Annotated in this window: 14 protein-coding genes; 9 read left to right on the forward strand and 5 right to left on the reverse strand. The window is 49.2% G+C overall.

Annotated elements, in window-relative coordinates; genetic code table 11:
- Positions 1-2 precede the first annotated feature (2 nt).
- On the reverse strand, positions 3-1955 hold the full coding sequence (locus ACEVG1_RS00810; protein WP_374741626.1) for a RagB/SusD family nutrient uptake outer membrane protein: 1953 nt from the start codon (positions 1953-1955) through the stop codon (positions 3-5).
- 10 nt (positions 1956-1965) lie between these two features.
- The gene (locus ACEVG1_RS00815) at positions 1966-5208 is read right to left on the reverse strand and encodes a SusC/RagA family TonB-linked outer membrane protein (protein WP_374741628.1); all 3243 of its coding nucleotides are present in this window, start codon (positions 5206-5208) and stop codon (positions 1966-1968) included.
- A gap of 327 nt (positions 5209-5535) precedes the next feature.
- On the opposite strand from ACEVG1_RS00815, the gene ACEVG1_RS00820 reads away from it, so the two are divergent.
- The gene (locus ACEVG1_RS00820; protein ID WP_374741629.1) at positions 5536-6429 is read left to right on the forward strand and encodes an AraC family transcriptional regulator; all 894 of its coding nucleotides are present in this window, start codon (positions 5536-5538) and stop codon (positions 6427-6429) included.
- A 21-nt stretch (positions 6430-6450) separates the two neighbouring features.
- Here ACEVG1_RS00820 and ispF read toward each other — a convergent pair whose 3' ends face one another.
- Entirely contained in the window at positions 6451-6930 is a 480-nt protein-coding gene (ispF, locus tag ACEVG1_RS00825; protein WP_374741630.1) for a 2-C-methyl-D-erythritol 2,4-cyclodiphosphate synthase, read from the reverse strand.
- Between the two features lie 343 nt (positions 6931-7273).
- On the opposite strand from ispF, the gene ACEVG1_RS00830 reads away from it, so the two are divergent.
- A complete protein-coding gene (locus ACEVG1_RS00830) occupies positions 7274-8836 on the forward strand; it encodes an SUMF1/EgtB/PvdO family nonheme iron enzyme (protein WP_374741631.1) in 1563 nt (520 codons plus the stop codon).
- Between the two features lie 113 nt (positions 8837-8949).
- Here ACEVG1_RS00830 and ACEVG1_RS00835 read toward each other — a convergent pair whose 3' ends face one another.
- Complete coding sequence (locus tag ACEVG1_RS00835) at positions 8950-10410, reverse strand: DUF4270 family protein (protein WP_374741632.1); 1461 nt, start codon at positions 10408-10410, stop codon at positions 8950-8952.
- Positions 10411-10520: 110 nt separating this feature from the next.
- Entirely contained in the window at positions 10521-11351 is an 831-nt protein-coding gene (locus tag ACEVG1_RS00840) for a glycogen/starch synthase (protein WP_374741633.1), read from the reverse strand.
- 151 nt (positions 11352-11502) lie between these two features.
- Between ACEVG1_RS00840 and panC the strand changes: the two genes are divergently transcribed.
- The 7 genes from panC (at position 11503) to ACEVG1_RS00875 (ending at position 17636) form a co-directional block, all read left to right on the forward strand.
- Positions 11503-12342 carry a pantoate--beta-alanine ligase gene (gene panC, locus ACEVG1_RS00845; protein WP_374741634.1) on the forward strand — a complete coding sequence of 280 codons (840 nt, stop codon included), beginning with the start codon at positions 11503-11505 and terminating at the stop codon, positions 12340-12342.
- 30 nt (positions 12343-12372) lie between these two features.
- Positions 12373-12723 (forward strand): aspartate 1-decarboxylase, encoded by a 351-nt coding sequence (panD, locus tag ACEVG1_RS00850; protein WP_374741635.1) that lies wholly within the window; start codon positions 12373-12375, stop codon positions 12721-12723.
- 116 nt (positions 12724-12839) lie between these two features.
- Complete coding sequence (locus tag ACEVG1_RS00855) at positions 12840-13205, forward strand: hypothetical protein (protein WP_374741636.1); 366 nt, start codon at positions 12840-12842, stop codon at positions 13203-13205.
- Between the two features lie 82 nt (positions 13206-13287).
- The gene (locus tag ACEVG1_RS00860; protein WP_374741637.1) at positions 13288-15588 is read left to right on the forward strand and encodes a TonB-dependent receptor domain-containing protein; all 2301 of its coding nucleotides are present in this window, start codon (positions 13288-13290) and stop codon (positions 15586-15588) included.
- A gap of 50 nt (positions 15589-15638) precedes the next feature.
- Positions 15639-16124 carry a thioredoxin family protein gene (locus ACEVG1_RS00865; RefSeq protein WP_374741638.1) on the forward strand — a complete coding sequence of 162 codons (486 nt, stop codon included), beginning with the start codon at positions 15639-15641 and terminating at the stop codon, positions 16122-16124.
- A gap of 76 nt (positions 16125-16200) precedes the next feature.
- Positions 16201-16776, forward strand: a complete 576-nt coding sequence (locus tag ACEVG1_RS00870; protein WP_374741639.1) for a CAP domain-containing protein — start codon at positions 16201-16203, stop codon at positions 16774-16776.
- Between the two features lie 242 nt (positions 16777-17018).
- A complete protein-coding gene (locus ACEVG1_RS00875) occupies positions 17019-17636 on the forward strand; it encodes an FKBP-type peptidyl-prolyl cis-trans isomerase (protein WP_374741640.1) in 618 nt (205 codons plus the stop codon).
- Positions 17637-17639 lie beyond the last annotated feature (3 nt).

Genomic DNA, 17639 nt, shown 5'->3' on the forward strand with positions numbered 1-17639 from the left:
TACTAATTGGGTCCAACGCCAGCGTTCATCGGCCATCCCGGATTCTGGTAAATAGGCGAAGTACTCAGGTCATTATTTACGGATGTAATCAAAAAATGTTCAATGGCAATGGGCGATAAATAATGTGCCATGTTCCAAAGATAACCGTCATACACCAATGATACTGTAGTCCGTTCATAAGGACGTAGATAAATGCTCCGTGCAGGGTCAGAAACCGTGCTGGCCGATCCCTCGTTATAAGTCAATTGCTCGGCATTATACCAATCCTGCATCGGCCCCCACAACTTGAACCCCTCAACGTGGTAGGGTGTATTGATTAATTGATCCATCGCACGCCACCTGCGCAAATCCATTCCTCTTAATCCTTCACCCATTAATTCAACCCGCCGTTCGCGCCGGATATTGAATAGCATTTTATCTACCATCGACCCGGCGGAATATACACTCCAGTCGCCGACGGCTTCCTTGGCCAGATCCGTGGCATCAATAGTCTTTTGGAAGTCTTCATCCACTCCACCTCTTTTTCTGATTGCCCGCCAATATTCAGCAGCTGTACCATCGAGGCTGCCGAATTTCTCATAACAAGCCTCTATGTAATTAAGGTAGGATTCCACGGCTCGGAACGAGATTTCACCTTGGGTGCTGTATCCATCAAAATTTTGGTTGTCATCCAAGTTAAGTCCCTTTCGATGCGCGTAGCCGGTTGTATATTTCTGATGCTCGTGCGAGGCTAAGATATCCGGTATTCCTTCTTCCACAATCACAGGATTATTATACAAGATTTTCACCTGTCCGGGCACTTTCAGGAACAGCTGAAGCCGATTGTCCCGGTCCTTGGGGATATCTCCGATGTAATCGTCTCCGTGATAGCCTGATCCGACGGCATAAATGGGTAAGCCATTAGCCATCAGGAACGATTCGACCATACCTCTGGTTAGACCAACGCCCATGTTTCCCCCTTGATAACTCTTGCCTGCATATGAAGTTACATTCAGGTTGCGGTCAAATTTCCGCCACATGAGTACTTCCGAGAATCCCGACATATCCACGCTGCTGAACATTTCGCTATACGGATTTAACGGATCAGAAGCCGTTTGGGGAAAATGATTGGTGTTTTCGACCAACGGGATATTGTCTGCCACCTCTTTAGCTGCCGCCATGGCCTCGGTCAGGAAAAACTCAATCTCCCCGTCTATGCTGCCTGAGGGAAAATTGAACTGGGCATTATACTCTTTCTGTTTACCGGGCCAACCTTCACCGTTCGGCACAAAGGCTGTTCCTTTGAAATATTTCAGGAATGTCGCTTCATGAAGAGCTACCCTCGATTTATATTGCATCGCGACCCATCGCGACAGTCGGTTTTTCTGGCCGTCGGGCGAATTGTTTTGCATCAGTATAATGGCCGAATCCAAATCCGACAAGATGAAACGCGCTACTTCGCTCCGGGGGGCACGCTTGCTTGCTTCGTTCAGCACTTGGTGATTATCCGGGAGCACTTCTTTAATGATGGGAAAATCCCCGTAGGTTTTGAGGTTATCAAAATAAAATTGCGCCCTGAAAAAGTAGATTTCACCGATATGATGCTTGATGTTATTGGCATTGCCGGTTATCGTGCCGGCGTGAAACCTCGGCAATACGGTCTGAAGAAAATAATTGCAATTGTAAAGCGTACCGAAATCCCACCCACCAGAGGCGGAAACCCGCCATTCTCCGGGAGCAAACATCGTGGAATAGCCGATGGCAGCTTGATTGTCGGTATTCGCATCACCGATGTTCCAACCATTGGTGGGGCCATAGCGTGCTATGGTATAAGCCGCCAGATGGGCTTCATCCGTCAAGTAGTTCTCTGGAGTCACAGCTGATATCGGCGCCCGATCAAGGAATGATTTCTTGCAGGCCGCCATGGCAAAGCAGGCCAATAGCAGCAATAATATATAGCTATTATTCGTTTTCATATTGTTCAATTTAAAAAGTCACATTTAATCCAAGGCTAACCACCCTGCTAAAGGGATATACCGCTCCAGTAAAGCCTTGATCCAACAGCTCTGGGTCGAATAGTTCCGAAATCTTGGTATACGTCCATAGATTTTCGCCAGAAGCAAATAGCCGGAACCGCTCAATTTTCACTTTTTTGGTAAGCGATTGCGGAAGCGTATAGCCGACGGTGACATTTTTTAGCCGGATATAAGCAGCATTTTGCAGATAACGGGTCTGGGCGGCCTTATTACGACCACTGCTTTCATAGTCCCCATTAAAGTAAGGTCTCGGATAGTAGGAGTCTAGGTTCAGCCCCAGCGGGTGATCAGGATCATCCCTGAAATAGTCGAGATGCGGTATATACGCTGTGGACCACCAAACATTCGGACCAGATCCCCAGAAGTTATATCCTCCATTGAAGTAATCGCGCTTCATGACACCCTGGAAGAATAAGCGCAAATCTATACCCTTCCAATCCGCGCCCAAGTCAAACCCAAAACGGAATCTTGGTGTGGAATTGCCGATGATCGAATAGTCGCCCTGATTATCCATCGTACCTGTGCCCCCATCAACCCTTCCATCACCGTTTATGTCTTTGAACATGATATCACCAGCACTCCAATCACTACCAAGGTACTGCTGGCCGCCATTTGGCAGCGTTGCCAAATGTGCATCCATTTCTTCCTGCGTTTTCGCAATGCCCATGGTTGTGAAACCCCATATATTTCCGAGTTTCTGTCCGGCAAGATACGTCCAAAAATTGCTTGTCGGATTCGGATACCTCAACACAACACTTTGTGCGTCAGATAACATAAATTTTGCCCGATAGCCTAATCCGTTACTAAGACGGTCACTCCAGCTCACTTCCGCTTCAAATCCATAGGATTTCATATCGGTATTGTTGGTAGTCGGTACCCCTGTGCCCAGTACTTTTGGCAATTGTGGTGCAGGTCCCACCATGTCGTCCGTATATCGCGTAAAATACTCAAAGGAAAAAGCCAGCCGATTGTCCAAAGCAGCGATATCCACCCCCGCATTCCAGGCCCTGATGTTTTCCCATGTGAGCGCAGTACTTACCAATCCTGGTGCTGAAGCAGTATTCGGCCGCGCATTATTGACAATCCACCCGCCATTGGCTGTGCTAACCGGCATCGTTACATAGGTAGGGTAAATCGAACTGGTATTTTGGTTACCTAACACACCATAGGAACCCCGTATCTTAAATTGGCTGATGTCTTTGACATGGTTTTTCCAGAATTCCTCTCCAGCGATATTCCACCCTGCAGAAAAAGAAGGAAAGCTACCCCAACGCTTTTCAGCCCGGAAGCGTGACGTTCCATCATACCGGTAGTTAAGTTCCACAAAATACCGATCATCATAATCATAATTGATTCTACCAAAATAGCCCACGGTTGCCCAATCATTTTCTCCACCGGAAACCGATGCCGGAATAGTAGAACCGTCCAAAGCCTGTCCTGTTGTCACGTTGATGGTTGGATTCTCACGGATAATCATTCCATTCCTGGTAGCGGAGACATTCCTGAATTTGTTATACTCGGACTGGAATCCGGCCATCACTTGGAAACCATGCTTATGAATTGATTTATCATAGCGAGCGTAGTAATCCTGAGAGATGTAATCATAGCGTTCAATATATTCGCTAACGTAATTCTCTGGTTCGGCTACATAGGGATTCTCTTCGACATCATGTGCATAGGTAGTTAATTTTACTGTCCGCGCAAAGCGGTCGCCCAAGTTGTAGTAAAAGCGACCCTGTAAAGTCAATCCGGGCAGCGGATCGGCCACCAGACGGAATTGGTTGCCACTGTTATCGATGATACGGTTATAGCGGCCGCCAACAGCGATGATGGATAATCTGTCTGTAGTCACATCAAACAAATGACCGTTGGGATCATATAGGGGATTTGCTGGCTGGGTTCGGCTCATATACTGCATGTACCGATCTTCGAAGTGCGATGGACGGTCATAATCTTCCCGTGAAAACTTACCGTTGTAGCCCAACGTAATCCAGTCTGCAATTTTTGATTCAAGGTTTACAACAGCGTTATACCTCGTCAAACCATCGCCGCCCAACCTGAGCATGCCTGTTTGATTGAGCACATTTCCCGATAGGTAATAATTCATAGCATCGCCCCCACCGCGCATGCTAAGCGTATGTTCGTTGGCGGGTGAGCTTGAGCGGAACACAGATGTCCACCAGTCGTGGTTATCATTCCCCTCTACAGATCCTCCGGCCCAACGTGCAGGATTACCGGGGTCGGGCGGAATATTGGTTAACCCCGGCTTGCCCGCCATGTAGTCAATGATCCGCTGCATACGTTCGGGGCCTACGAAATCCGGTGCCCCGCTATTCCTCGATGCATCATTAATGAAAATCGCCCAGCGGTAAGAGTCTGCTGTCTCAGGAAAATTGATGGGTGTCGAATTACGGAAGCTGTTGTTATAGGCTATAACTGGCCGACCTTTTGTGCCCCGTTTGGTAGTGATTAGGATTACGCCGAACGGAGCCCTTGACCCATAGATGGAGGATGCAGCGGCGTCCTTAAGTATTGAAATACTCTCGATATCATTGGGGCTAAGATGGTTGGGATTCCCTTCTGCCCCATCAATCAGGATCAGTGGACCGCCGTTGGAACCCTGACCGATTGTATTACGCCCTCGTATATTGATAGTAGGCGCACTTTCAAGGCTGCCGCCATAGCTGCTCTGTCCAATCTCTAAACCGGTAGCTAGTCCCTGCAACGCCTGAGCAACGTTCGTGACTGGCCTTGATTCCAATTCCCTGCTATTGATCACCGAAACCGATCCGGTGACGTTGGCCTTCCGTTGTGTAGCAAACCCCACAACCACCACTTCATCCAAACTGGAGGCCGTCTTGAGGACAACATCGATGGCATACCTATTGCCAACTTCCACTTCTTCAGTCGTATAGCCAACATAGGAGAAAACCAGTATAGACTGCCTGTCGGGCACATTGACTTTAAACAGTCCGTTCGCACCCGTGGTCGTACCCGTGGTTGTGCCCTTCACTAGGATATTAACACCCGATAGGCTTTCTCCACGTTCATCGGTAACTCTTCCGGAAATCTCTTGCTGGAGAGGTAGGTTAGCACCGTGCCCCTTCAATACGTTGGGAATCGAGAGGATGATCGCAATCGTCATCCAAATAGCTACCACCCATGCCGTTTGGCTTATTGGGTTACAACTCATTGTTTTAGGTATTTTCTTTTTCATAATCGTATAAAGTAAATAATCGATAATCGGATGATGCAATATTAGATAGGATATCGAAGGGAAAGAAAATCAAAGTTTGCAGCTTTTGACACTATATTTACTCCAAGACCCTTTCCATCTGATATCCGTACATTTGATTGTTTAGACCTCATTTACAATGGTAATTTAGTTTACCGTCCCGTAAACACGCTTCATTTCACCCATAAATTTGCCGTGTTTTACACTATATTAGCCTATATCTCCCCACTATTGGGAGTTCTAAATAAAGATGTTTACATTCGATGATAGTAAAGCCTATATGTCATGTTACCAGTGTACCGAAAAATCACCTATTCACAGTTATTCTCTTTTTCAACGGTTTTAGAAAGTCCGCCAGAATTTGATACGGCCTGGCATCATCATCCCGAATACGAGTTGATATGGATTACGGGTAGTATCGGCACACGTTTTATGGGCGATAGCATTCAGGAATTCGGCAAAACTGAGTTGGTACTTGTCGGGCCCAACTTGCCGCATTGTTGGAAAGAAGACCTGGGAAATAAAAATCCAAATGCCAAAGCCTACGTCATTCACTTTTCGGCCGATTTCCTTGGCAAAGAATTTTTCAACATCCCGGAAGGTCGGCACATTAAGCAATTGCTGGAACAGTCGCAGCTTGGTTTGCGCTTCCTTCCGGAAATCGAACAACTTGCCATCTGGAAAATCATGCAGATATTTGAAACCACAGACTTTGACCGCGTCATGAATCTGTTGGGGTTGCTGAATCTGCTGGCGAAATCAGACGAATGGGTTCAGATATCCAGTCCGGGCTTTAACAGTTCGTTCATTGAAAACCAGTCAGAGCGCATCAACAAAGTGTTTGAGCATACACTGGAAAATTTCAAGAAACCTGTCGACTTAGAAACAGTTGCCGGATTAGCACACATGAGCAAAACGGCGTTCTGCCGATTTTTCCGGAAGAGTACCGGGAAGACCTATTTCGACTTCCTGAAAGAAATACGCATCGGGCATGCCTGTAAACTATTACAGGAGAGCGATCTGAATATCCATCAAGTTGGTTACCATTGTGGCTATGAAAGCATGTCGAACTTTAACAAACAGTTCAAGGAGTTATTCGCCACTACACCGCTCAAATACAGGCAAAGTCTACAGTATCAAAATATCCATTCCGGTGCACCCCTACCTCCCAAGAAATAAAAAACGGCAATACTGAAGCCCTCACGGCCGCTCAATAAGGCACACCGCGTAGGCCACTACGCCCTCCTGCCGGCCAATGAAGCCCATCGTCTCGTTAGTGGTGGCCTTTATAGACACATCTTCTTCAGAAATGCCCGCTGACGCTGCGATGTGCTGCTTCATGGCAGGAATATAAGGCTTTATTTTAGGGGCTTCCAAACATAGCATCGCATCGATATTGCCTAGCGCCCACCCCTTCGCAGCCAACAATTTCACGCATTCCTCCAATAGCAACAGGCTGCTTACACCCCGCCAACGCTCATCGGTGTTGGGGAAATGGTAGCCAATGTCCTCCATGTTGGCCGCGCCGAGTATGGCATCGCATATGGCGTGTACCAGCACATCGGCATCCGAATGTCCGAATGCGCCCGAATGGTGCTCCAGGCGTACGCCCCCCAGGATGAACGGATGGCCCTCCTTCACCTGATGCACATCAAACCCGAAACCGACTTTTATTTTCATGCTTTTTGCCTTTTGCTGGGTGCTTTTTGCTTTTTGCTTTTTGCTTTTTTGCCTACCGTTTGTCAATGCGACCAGCAACGTGCAAATCGCAACGTGCAAATCGCAAACCACCAAACATAGGCAAATACCCCGATATTCTCAAACTTAGATAAGATTGCTTTTTATACAATAATAGGCAGCATTAAATAAAAAAGCAGGCAACTTTTGTAGAGGAAATGGTATGGAATTTGTGCGATTCGGGTGATTACACGCTGGCTGAAAAGTTATTTTAGTTGCAGGTAACTCCAATAATTTACTTAATTTTGATTCTTTAGAAAAGAAACGTGTCTTTCCGATATACCAGATGAGAACAACGAGTACGTATTTTATTCCCGGTCTTTTATTGTTTTTCTGTGGCAGCTTATTCGTCTCTTGCAAAAACCAGAGCGGTGTTTCCCCAAAAACCGGGGTTGCCTATAACGATCCTTATAATGGTGGCCTACAGATCAACAGGAAGGTCAAGGAGGGACCGGGGCCAGGGCTGATTATTATCGAAGGCGGCACGTTCGTAATGGGCGGCAGCCTGAACGAAGACATCACCTACGCACACGACAATCTGCGGCGGCGCGTAACGGTAGCCTCTTTTTACATGGACGAAACGGAGGTATCTAATGCCGACTGGCTGGAATACCTGCATTGGCTGAACCAGAATTTCCCGGAGGATAAGGAACTTTATTACAATGCGTTGCCAGACACGCTTGTTTGGCGCCATCCGCTTTCCTACAACGAACCCTATGTAGATCTGTACCTGCGCCATCCGGCCTACCAAGATTACCCGGTAGTGGGTATAACGTGGGAGCAGGCCAACGATTATTGCATCTGGCGTACCGACCGCGTAAACGAGCATATCCTCCGACAGAAGGGCGCATTGGTAGATTACCGAACCCTGGCAGAGTCGCAGGCCCGGCCGGCAGAACCCTTCAATACGGACATTTACCTCAATGGGCAGTATCGCGGCGAGGGGATTGATGGCGAGAAAATGCCAAACGACAATACGCCCGGCACGGAGGAAGGCGCGCGCAGGCCGGTGCGGATGGAAGATGGCGTGCTCAAACAGCCCTACCGCCTCCCCACCGAAGCGGAGTGGGAGTATGCCGCCCTTGGCCTGGTGGGCAATACCGAATACGGCAATATCGAGAGCAGCAAAATATACCCATGGGATGGGTTGGGTGTCCGCTCCGGGAAACGCCGTACGCAAGGATTGATGATGGCCAATTTCAAGCCCACCGGAGGCGATAACATGGGCATAGCCGGTTATCTCAACGACGGTGGCGACATCACCGTGTCGGTGACCAGCTACCTGCCCAATGATTACGGGCTTTACAACATGGCGGGCAATGTGAATGAATGGGTGCGGGATGTTTACCGGCAGTTGTCGTTTGAGGATTTTGAAGATTTCAACCCATTCCGAGGCAATGTGTACATGGATAAGCAGTACGAAGACCCCGAAAAAGGCATCATCGCTAAGGACAAATACGGCCGCCCCATCAAGGTCGCTGCCAAGGCGCCGCGGAAACAAACCTGGGAAGAACTCCAATCGGCCGCTGCCGCCGATTCCGCGAAGGCCCCGTTCGATTATGACGTGCGCGGGTATGCCGATGAAACCAACCATGAACTTTACGGGGTCACTACGCTGGTGAATGATAAGTCGCGGGTATACAAAGGGGGGTCGTGGAACGACCGCGCCTATTGGCTCAACCCTGCTACGCGCCGCTATATGCAACAGAATGAATCGAATGCCATGACGGGCTTCCGCTGCGCGATGACGCTGGTCGGTTCGCCCGAGGTCAATACGCAATCGAAGCCTTCTTTCCCCGCCAACCGGGCAAAGGCCCAGGGAGGTCGAAAAATCCTAGGCATTTTTTAAACACGGTACATCCGCTATATTTCCGACGATAATGAAAAAAGCGCCCGCTCTGTCTATGAGAGCGGGCGCTTTTATTATTTGCCCATGAGAATGGGGAGTTAATCCGTATCAGGTCAGTCTGCCGACTGCGTATAATAGATATTGAGCTTCATCCTCAATCCCGACTCCGGGTCGTTGGTAATTACCGTACGACTACCGGCATTCATCACAGGATAATATGGAATGGAGCTGTCAGAAGCCGCAACGGGCGCGATAAAGAACTCGCTACTGTTTATCTTTCCTTGGAGCAAGTCTTGGATATAAGACGTCACGTGGAAGATGTAACGCTTTTCACCTTCATCGATATTGCCACCAAAAGCCCGCCAGTTCCCGTATCGATACCAAAGACTACGGGTATCCCCTCCGTAGCTGCTACTGCTGGTGCGTGAGTCGCCGTCTGGCACCGGCTGGCGCTGCCCGGCGATGTCTTCGCGGTACAACGTAAGCCGGGGGGCATGCATACCAAATTCATCCGTGCCATCGGCCGATGTGTATAGCACCAATTCCGCTTTATTTACTGCAATTTTACGGTCTTTCAATGCGTCGATGTAAGGTATGTACAAGCGGGTACGGAGGCCCGCCGGTGCTTGCAGGTACAACACATCGTAATGGCCGTTGGGATTATCCAACTGTGCTTGCACCGCATCGGCATACGTGCGCCTGATGCTTGATGTCAGTCGGCGGTATGTCCCGCTGTAGCTATCCGATACGGTGGTCGGCAAAAATGCACGCACGGTATCGATGCCTGCGTCATCACCTTCTTTGCCATTCGACTGCCGGTAGGTGAGCTCTATGCCTGTTTTGTTTGGGATGCCCTGAAAGGTCACCAAACCACCCACACCCGTCATCTCGCTTTCCACGATGCTTAGGTACAGCCCTTTCACGTGGCTATTGAATCCGGCTTCGGTGGATAATAATGCCGAATCGACCTCCTCGCTAAGCAATTCCTTGAAAAATTCGGGTGATAGTGCGATACGCAACTGGGGAATGTCTTTCACCAAGGAATCCTTATCATCAACATGGGTGAGGATGCTGACACTGTCTGTAGGCTTATATGCGAAACGGCCCAAGATTCTGGTTGCGATGGCTTCGTCCTTCACTTTCCACTGCTTGGTTGCATATTCACCATCGGTATACGCCTCATCCAGTTGCCTTACCTGGATGGAAAAGCCGGGGCGAAGCGTATCGCCGAAATACTCCGTTCCGTATGGCAATACGAGGATCACCGAATCGACCGTCGCATCGGCACGTAAACGTGGCACGCTGCTAGGTTTGCCTATGGCCAATGCCAGGTCAGCTACGGTTTTCCCGATTACCGGATCATTAAGCCAACCAAAGGTGGTTTGTGCAAAAGACGAAGAACGCGCGCTGTCGTCCGCCACTGTCACCGCCTGCAAGGTGAGGGTATCCGTCATAACACCCACTAACTCATCCCCCGGATCAACATCCAACCCGATACCCGATGGATTGGTGCAACCTCCCAAAACAAAAAGACTTATCAACAGGGTCAATAAGTCTTTGGTATGATAATTCATCAGAAATAATTTGTTTTTTAACTGCCTAATGGAACCTATATTTTCATCGCCTTTTTTCTCAGAAGGCGCTGACATGACAGGTTTCATTCGCAAAGAATTAAATTCAATCTTTATGCCTCCACTTCCGTTTCAAGCTCTACACTTGAAAATTGTTCGTAAAGGTTGCAATAATTTTCGAATTCCTGGTGGTTCTCCAGTTCGAATACTGGAATCTCGCTCTTTTTAACAATATTTAACAGTTGTTCGTCCACCTCGTCCCCCGTCAAAACAACCCCATCGGAATAGGTGAGCGCCCCCTTATACAGCCCCGCATAATCACCATCGCCATAGGGCGCCACGTCCTCAGCGGTCATGTCGCCTGTACGGGCGATTTCCGAAAAGGCCTCGCCAAACGAAAAATCAATCTCCTCATTGTAGAGGGAGTAAACCACTTTGGCATCCTTAAAGGTAGGATCGTCCTTATAAGCCGTCTTGATATAGGCCGGTATTAACGCACTCATCCAGCCGTGGCAATGCACCACATCCGGCGCCCAACCCAATTTCTTCACGGTTTCCAATGCGCCTTTGCAGAAAAACACGGTCCGCTCGTTATTATCTTCAAAAAATTTGCCGCAGTCGTCGCAGAATACCTGCTTGCGCTGGAAGTATTCCTCATTATCCAGGAAATACACCTGCATACGGGCCGCCGGGATTGAGGCAACCTTGATGATCAACGGGTTGTCGTTGTTATCCACAACAATGTTCATTCCGGAGAGCCTGATCACTTCGTGCAGCCGGTTGCGGCGCTCATTGATGTTGCCGAATCGCGGCATCAGGATACGGATTTCATAGCCCCGCTCCTGCATCGCCTGAGGCAGTTGTCGGGTGATTTCGGAAATTTTACTTAATTCGAGGAAAGGCGACATCTCGTGGGTAACAAACAGAATCTTCGTTTTTGCCATCTCCAATTATTTGTTTTTAATTTTATTAGCAAAGTAAAATCGATTGGCAAAGATAAGCATTTTTTGTCAATATACCAATCAGTTAACTGGCCGCCCGCGGATATCTGGCAAAAAATCACCACTTTTGCCAAACAAAAAAAGAGATCGCTTGTTGGAAATAGCTTATACCAAAGTTTCGTTACAACGGCTCCTGGAGCCGCATCGCCGCCGTGGGCGGCACATCGCCTTTGTACCCACCATGGGGGCATTGCACGATGGCCATCTGGCACTTGTTGACCATGCCAGGCAACTGGCAGACGTGGTGGTATGCAGTATCTTCGTCAACCCGACCCAGTTCAATGACCCGAAAGACCTCGAAAAATATCCCCGGCCCCTCGAGCACGACACCAAACTACTGCAACAAGCACACTGCGACATCCTTTTCCATCCCACGGTGGATGAAATGTATGAGGCAAATGAGCAATGGTACCTGGATCTTGGCCATTTGGAACGCGTATTGGAGGGATTACACCGGCCGGGACACTTCCAAGGGGTTACGCAGATACTACACAAGCTCTTCGACGCCGTGCAACCCCACATAGCCTGTTTTGGCCAAAAGGATTTCCAACAGTATAAAGTGGTGGAGCATATGGTTAACCAACTGGAGCTGCCGCTTACCCTGGAGCTCTGCCCTACCGTCAGGGAATCGGGCGGATTGGCCATGAGCTCACGCAACGTGCGGCTTTCGGCCACCGGGCGCGAACAGGCGCAGCAACTGCACAAAACACTGCAACAGACCAAGGCCGACCTGCACCGGAAAACGCTTGATAGCCTCTGTACGGACGCCATCAAGGCGCTGGAGGGAAGCCCGGGTATAGAGGTGGAGTATTTCGCCATCTTCCGTGCGGACACCTTCACGGCGGCCGACGAATCGGCCCGCAACGAGCAATTGGTGGCGTTGGCGGCCATCTGGGTCGACGGCGTGCGGCTTATCGACAACCTGCTTTTATAGCTTTGTTTTTATTTTTCGTATCTTTGCGCCATGGTTATCGAGGTACTGAAATCCAAAATCCATCGGGTACGTGTGACGCAAGCCGAACTCAATTATGTGGGTAGCATTACCATTGACGAAGACTTGATGGACGCGGCAAACATCATTGCCAACGAAAAGGTGCAAATCGTAAACAACAACAACGGAGCGCGCTTCGAAACGTATGTCATCAAAGGCGAACGGGGCTCGGGTGTGGTTTGCCTGAACGGCGCGGCCGCACGACTGGTACAGGTAGGTGACATCGTAATCATCATTTCCTACGCCTTGATGGAACAGGAAAAAGCGAAGGAATATGAACCACTGCTGGTATTTCCTAACGAAAACAACCGGTTAATCGACTAATAACCAGTATGTTTTACAAAAAATTAACGCTTTATTAATGGTTTTGTTAGATTAATCTAACTTTTATCATTACATTTGCTACATGGCATTTAAAGGTTCTTTTAGTTAAGTCGGCTGTGGGAAGAAATAAGTCCATACGTCAACGGCTCGCACTGTTCCAAGCGGTATTATTCTGCTTGATCGTGGCCAGCGGTACGGTCTTTATGCACAAGCACAAGACGCGTGACGGGCGAATCATTATCCACACGCACCCGTACAACCTCAAAGCCGACCCCGATGCCAATCCGCACCACGAATCCGAATCTGAAATCTATTTGCTTGACGCGCTTTTCCAGGGCCGCTTCCTGCAAACCGATTTCATCACGTATGAGCAACCGGCTGCCGAGCCATTCACTGTAGCTTACCTGCCTTACCGTCTTCGCGACGTACAACTGGCATCAGCCAACCGCCGCTCCCCCCGTGCTCCCCCATATTCCAACTAGATTACCTCTTTTTCACGTAGTTATTGGCTTGCAGACACCGTTCGGGGCGTCGCCTATGTCACATTTCATCTAGTTGGTTTTTATGAACACAAAATATATTATAGCGAGTTTCATTTTGATGCTTTATGCCCTACAGGGCTATACCCAATCCGCTTCTTCCATCAACGGTGCCATCACCGACAGGGCTGGCAACGCCGTTCCTTGGGCTACGATAGCCATCCCTTCAATTAAAATAGGCACCACCGCCGATAGCGCCGGTCGCTTCCTGCTGGCAGATGTTCCAGCGGGAAACTGGGAATTGGAAGTAAAATACGTCGGCTACCAGCCGTACACCGTGCGTATCCGCACCAATGGTACCACACCGGCCCACAAAGACATTGTGCTACTAGACGCAGGCACGTCCTTGGACGAGGTGGTGGTATCGGGCACCATGAAAGAAGTATCTAAACTGGATAGCCCGGTGCCGGTGGAGGTCTATACCGCCAAGTTCTTCAAATCGAATCCGGCACCCACCGTCTTCGATGCCCTGCAAAACATCAATGGCGTACGCCCCCAACTCAATTGCAACATCTGCAACACGGGCGACATCCACATCAATGGCCTTGAAGGCCCCTATACAATGGTCTTGATCGACGGCATGCCGATCGTTAGTGGCTTATCTACCGTGTACGGGCTGAGCGGCATCCCCCAATCACTGATCGAACGGGTAGAAGTGGTGAAAGGCCCGGCATCTACCCTCTACGGCAGCGAAGCAGTGGGCGGACTGATCAATGTAATTACCAAAAACCCAAAAACGACCCCGCTATTGGCTGTGGACGCTTTTGGAACCAGCTGGGGCGAATTGAGTGCGGACGTGGCTGCCAAACTGAAGATAGGACAAAAAGTACAATCCCTCGTTGGTGTCAGTTACTTCAACTATCAAAACCCATTGGACAAAAACAACGACAATTTCACTGATGTTACGTTGCAGCACCGCATTTCGTTTTTCAACAAGTGGAATGTGGAGCGGCCGGAAAACCGGGTATTTTCTTTTGCCGCGCGTTATGTATATGAAGATCGATGGGGGGGTGAAATGAACTGGGCGCCACCATACCGCGGTGGCGACGAAGTATACGGCGAAAGCATCTACACCAGCCGTTGGGAGCTTTTCGGCACCTATCAATTGCCGGCAAAAGAAAACATCCTATTCCAGTTTAGCGCCAACGGGCACGACCAAAACAGCGTGTACGGCAACACGCCATTCATGGCCGACCAGTACATCGGCTTCGGCCAGCTTACGTGGAACAAGGTGCTGGGTAACCACGACCTGCTCTCGGGATTAACATACCGATATACCTACTACGATGACAACACCCCAGCCACTGCCGATGCAGCTAACTTGGGCATCAACAGGCCCACGCATACACGGTTACCCGGCATGTTTGTGCAGGATGAGATCACGTTCGATGAACGCAATAAGCTGTTATTGGGGGCGCGCTACGACTACAATTCCATCCATGGAAGCATCATCACGCCCCGCATTAACTACAAGTGGAACTCTCTCGATAAAAACAACGTGCTCCGATTGAGCTTCGGCAACGGTTACCGCGTGGCCAACGTGTTCACCGAAGACCATTCGGCGCTTACGGGCGCGCGAGAGGTCGTCTTTGAATCGGAACTGGACCCCGAGACTTCATGGAACGGGAACGTCAACTTCGTGAAAAAGATCCCGCTGGGCAGCGGGGGCATCGTCGGCTTTGATGCCACCGCGTTCTACACGTATTTCAACAATAAAATCATTGCCGACTACGACACCGACGCCCAAAAAATCCTATACGGAAATCTGGACGGCCATGCCGTTTCCCAAGGTATCTCGCTCAATATTGACCTCGCCTTGATGAATGGATTGAAATTGATGGCAGGAGCTACGGCAATGGATGTCTACAGCGAAGAAGAGGGCCAAAAGGTCCAACAACTGTTTACTGAGAAGTTTACGGCGGTATGGAATGCGGGGTACACGCTAAAGCGACTAGGAATCACCATCGACTATACCGGCAACCTCTACGGCCCCATGCGGCTACCGCTGCTCAGCGACGCGGATCCCCGATCGGAGAAATCGCCGTGGTGGAGCATCCAGAATATCCAGCTCACGAAAGCATTCAGGAATGGCCTCGAAGTATATGGAGGTGTTAAAAATCTGCTGAACTGGACACCTAACCGCGGTACGCCGTTCATCATCGCCCGGCCGCATGACCCGTTTGATAAGCTGGTTGAATTTGACGGGGGCGGACAGGCACTTATTACCGCTGAAAACCCATATGGCTTAACGTTCGACCCGTCCTACGTATACGGGCCCAACCAGGGCGCCCGAGGGTTTTTGGGGATACGATACAGTTTTTATTAAGATCATTGCCAGTAGTATGTAGTTTAGGAGGAGCGCGCATGTTCAGTCTGATGAATCGATTAGTAGGAATATCTTCCATAATCTTTGCCGTATTTGCATGGAACGGGGCGACAGCACAACCCCATTCGGTGCCCATCGGTGAACTAACGGACAGCATGCGCCTCCACCCTAAACATGCGCTCATCCTGATTTCTACCGATTGGTGCACTTTTTGCCGCATGCAGAAAGCACAGCTCAGGAAAAACGACGATTTCAAGAAAGCAGTACCCTACCTCTATTTCGCTGAATTGGATGCCGGGCACAACGAAGACATTTCCTTTAACGGAACCACCTATTCATTCAAGGCCACAGGCCATGGTACCGGAAGTCATGAACTCGCTTATGTATTGGGCGAAACCGGCAATCGCTTAGCTTTCCCCACGTGGGTATTGCTCAATGAAAATTTCGAAATCATCTTCAAATTCCCCGGCGTAATAAAGGCAGGCGAATTGTCCCAGCTATTGGAAACGATACCTCGGCACTCGACACCCAAATAAAATAGGGGGAACTTGACAAAAAAATTGCAATAACTAAACTTTTTTACGTTTATTGCAAAAAAATTAACGACTACCTATGTTAAAGTACGTGGCTGCTTTTGCTTTTTGCGTATTCGCCTTGCTGTCTGCATGCGAGCCGAACGGCAGCGAGTCGATGGAGCCCGTACCGCACCAAGAACCCAATGCTCCATCAGCCAAAGACAACGCGTCACCGCAAGACGATATTGCCGACTTGGATTCGGGTGCCATCCTCGCGTTGTCTGAAGTGAATGCATGGCGTCAAAAAGGCTGCCAATGCGGCGATGTGTCGCTCCCCCCTGCCAGCAAGGTAACCTGGAACGGCAAACTCTATGCCGCTGCACTGGCACATGCCAAAGACATGCGTGTTAACAACTACTTCAGCCACACCAGCCCTTCAGGGGGGAACGTCTACAACCGGCTTGTGCAATCGGGCTACATCGACGACGGCCGGACCATCCTTACGTACGGCGAAAACATCGCTTTCGGCGATTTCGATCTGAAAACCGCCGTGCGGAAATGGTTGGACAGCCCAAGCCATTGCGCTAATTTGATGCGCGACTCTTATCGGGAAATGGCCATCGCACACGACGGCAACTATTGGGTACAGGTTTTCGGGGCTACCCGCCACTAGTTTTCGCCTACCGCCCTCCGGCATTTCCGGCTCTTTTTTTAGTCGCTTCTGTAGCGGAACGACGAACCGATACGTCTGTGTTGTCAACAAGCAACAAAAACAGGTATGGATGAGCAATCCCATGCAGAAGGGAAAACACGATGCGCGGCATACTTGTTGTTCATGTTTGTTAAATAGTGTTAACAGGTCAATTAATCGGATTATTTAAATAACTTTGCGCACTGCAAGGTTGAAACAACAAAATGATGAAGAAAGTAAACGTACTGGTGTTGGGTGTTTTGGTGGCCATGGGGTTATCGTCGTGTATCAAGGATGGCGAAACATATGATCCCAACGCACAATACCAATTGGAAAAACCTATTATTGAAGAGTATGTGTCAGAACATCTGATAAACCCGCAATACAAAGATATTCAAGGCTACCGCGTTTATTTTGAAATCATAGAGCAGGGAACCCCAAGCTCCTACAAGTACAAGGTTACCGAAAGCGCAGGCAATCTTGCACTTATTCCTGCCGAAGTGATTGCTTCATATGAAGGCCGACTGGTGAGAGACAATTCCGTCTTTCAGTCGAAGGATGACCAGAAATTCATCGTTCCCCATAATGTAATCCCTGCTTGGCAACTAGCTTTTCTGCCTAATCAACTTCGTTACGATGAAGACGGCGAATTACTTAGCGACCCAATCGAGTTCGGCGGATTGACAGTGGAGGGACTTCAAGTAGGCTCAGTAATTCGTATAGTGACTCCGTCTTATTTAGCATATCAAAATGTACCTCAGGGCAATGATATACCTGCGAACTCGCCCTTATATTTTGAGATTACAGTTTCGGAACTCAACGATTATGATTACTCCAACTAGCAT

Origin of the sequence: Parapedobacter sp. 2B3 (assembly GCF_041925275.1) — a bacterium.
Lineage (GTDB): Bacteria > Bacteroidota > Bacteroidia > Sphingobacteriales > Sphingobacteriaceae > Parapedobacter > Parapedobacter pyrenivorans_A.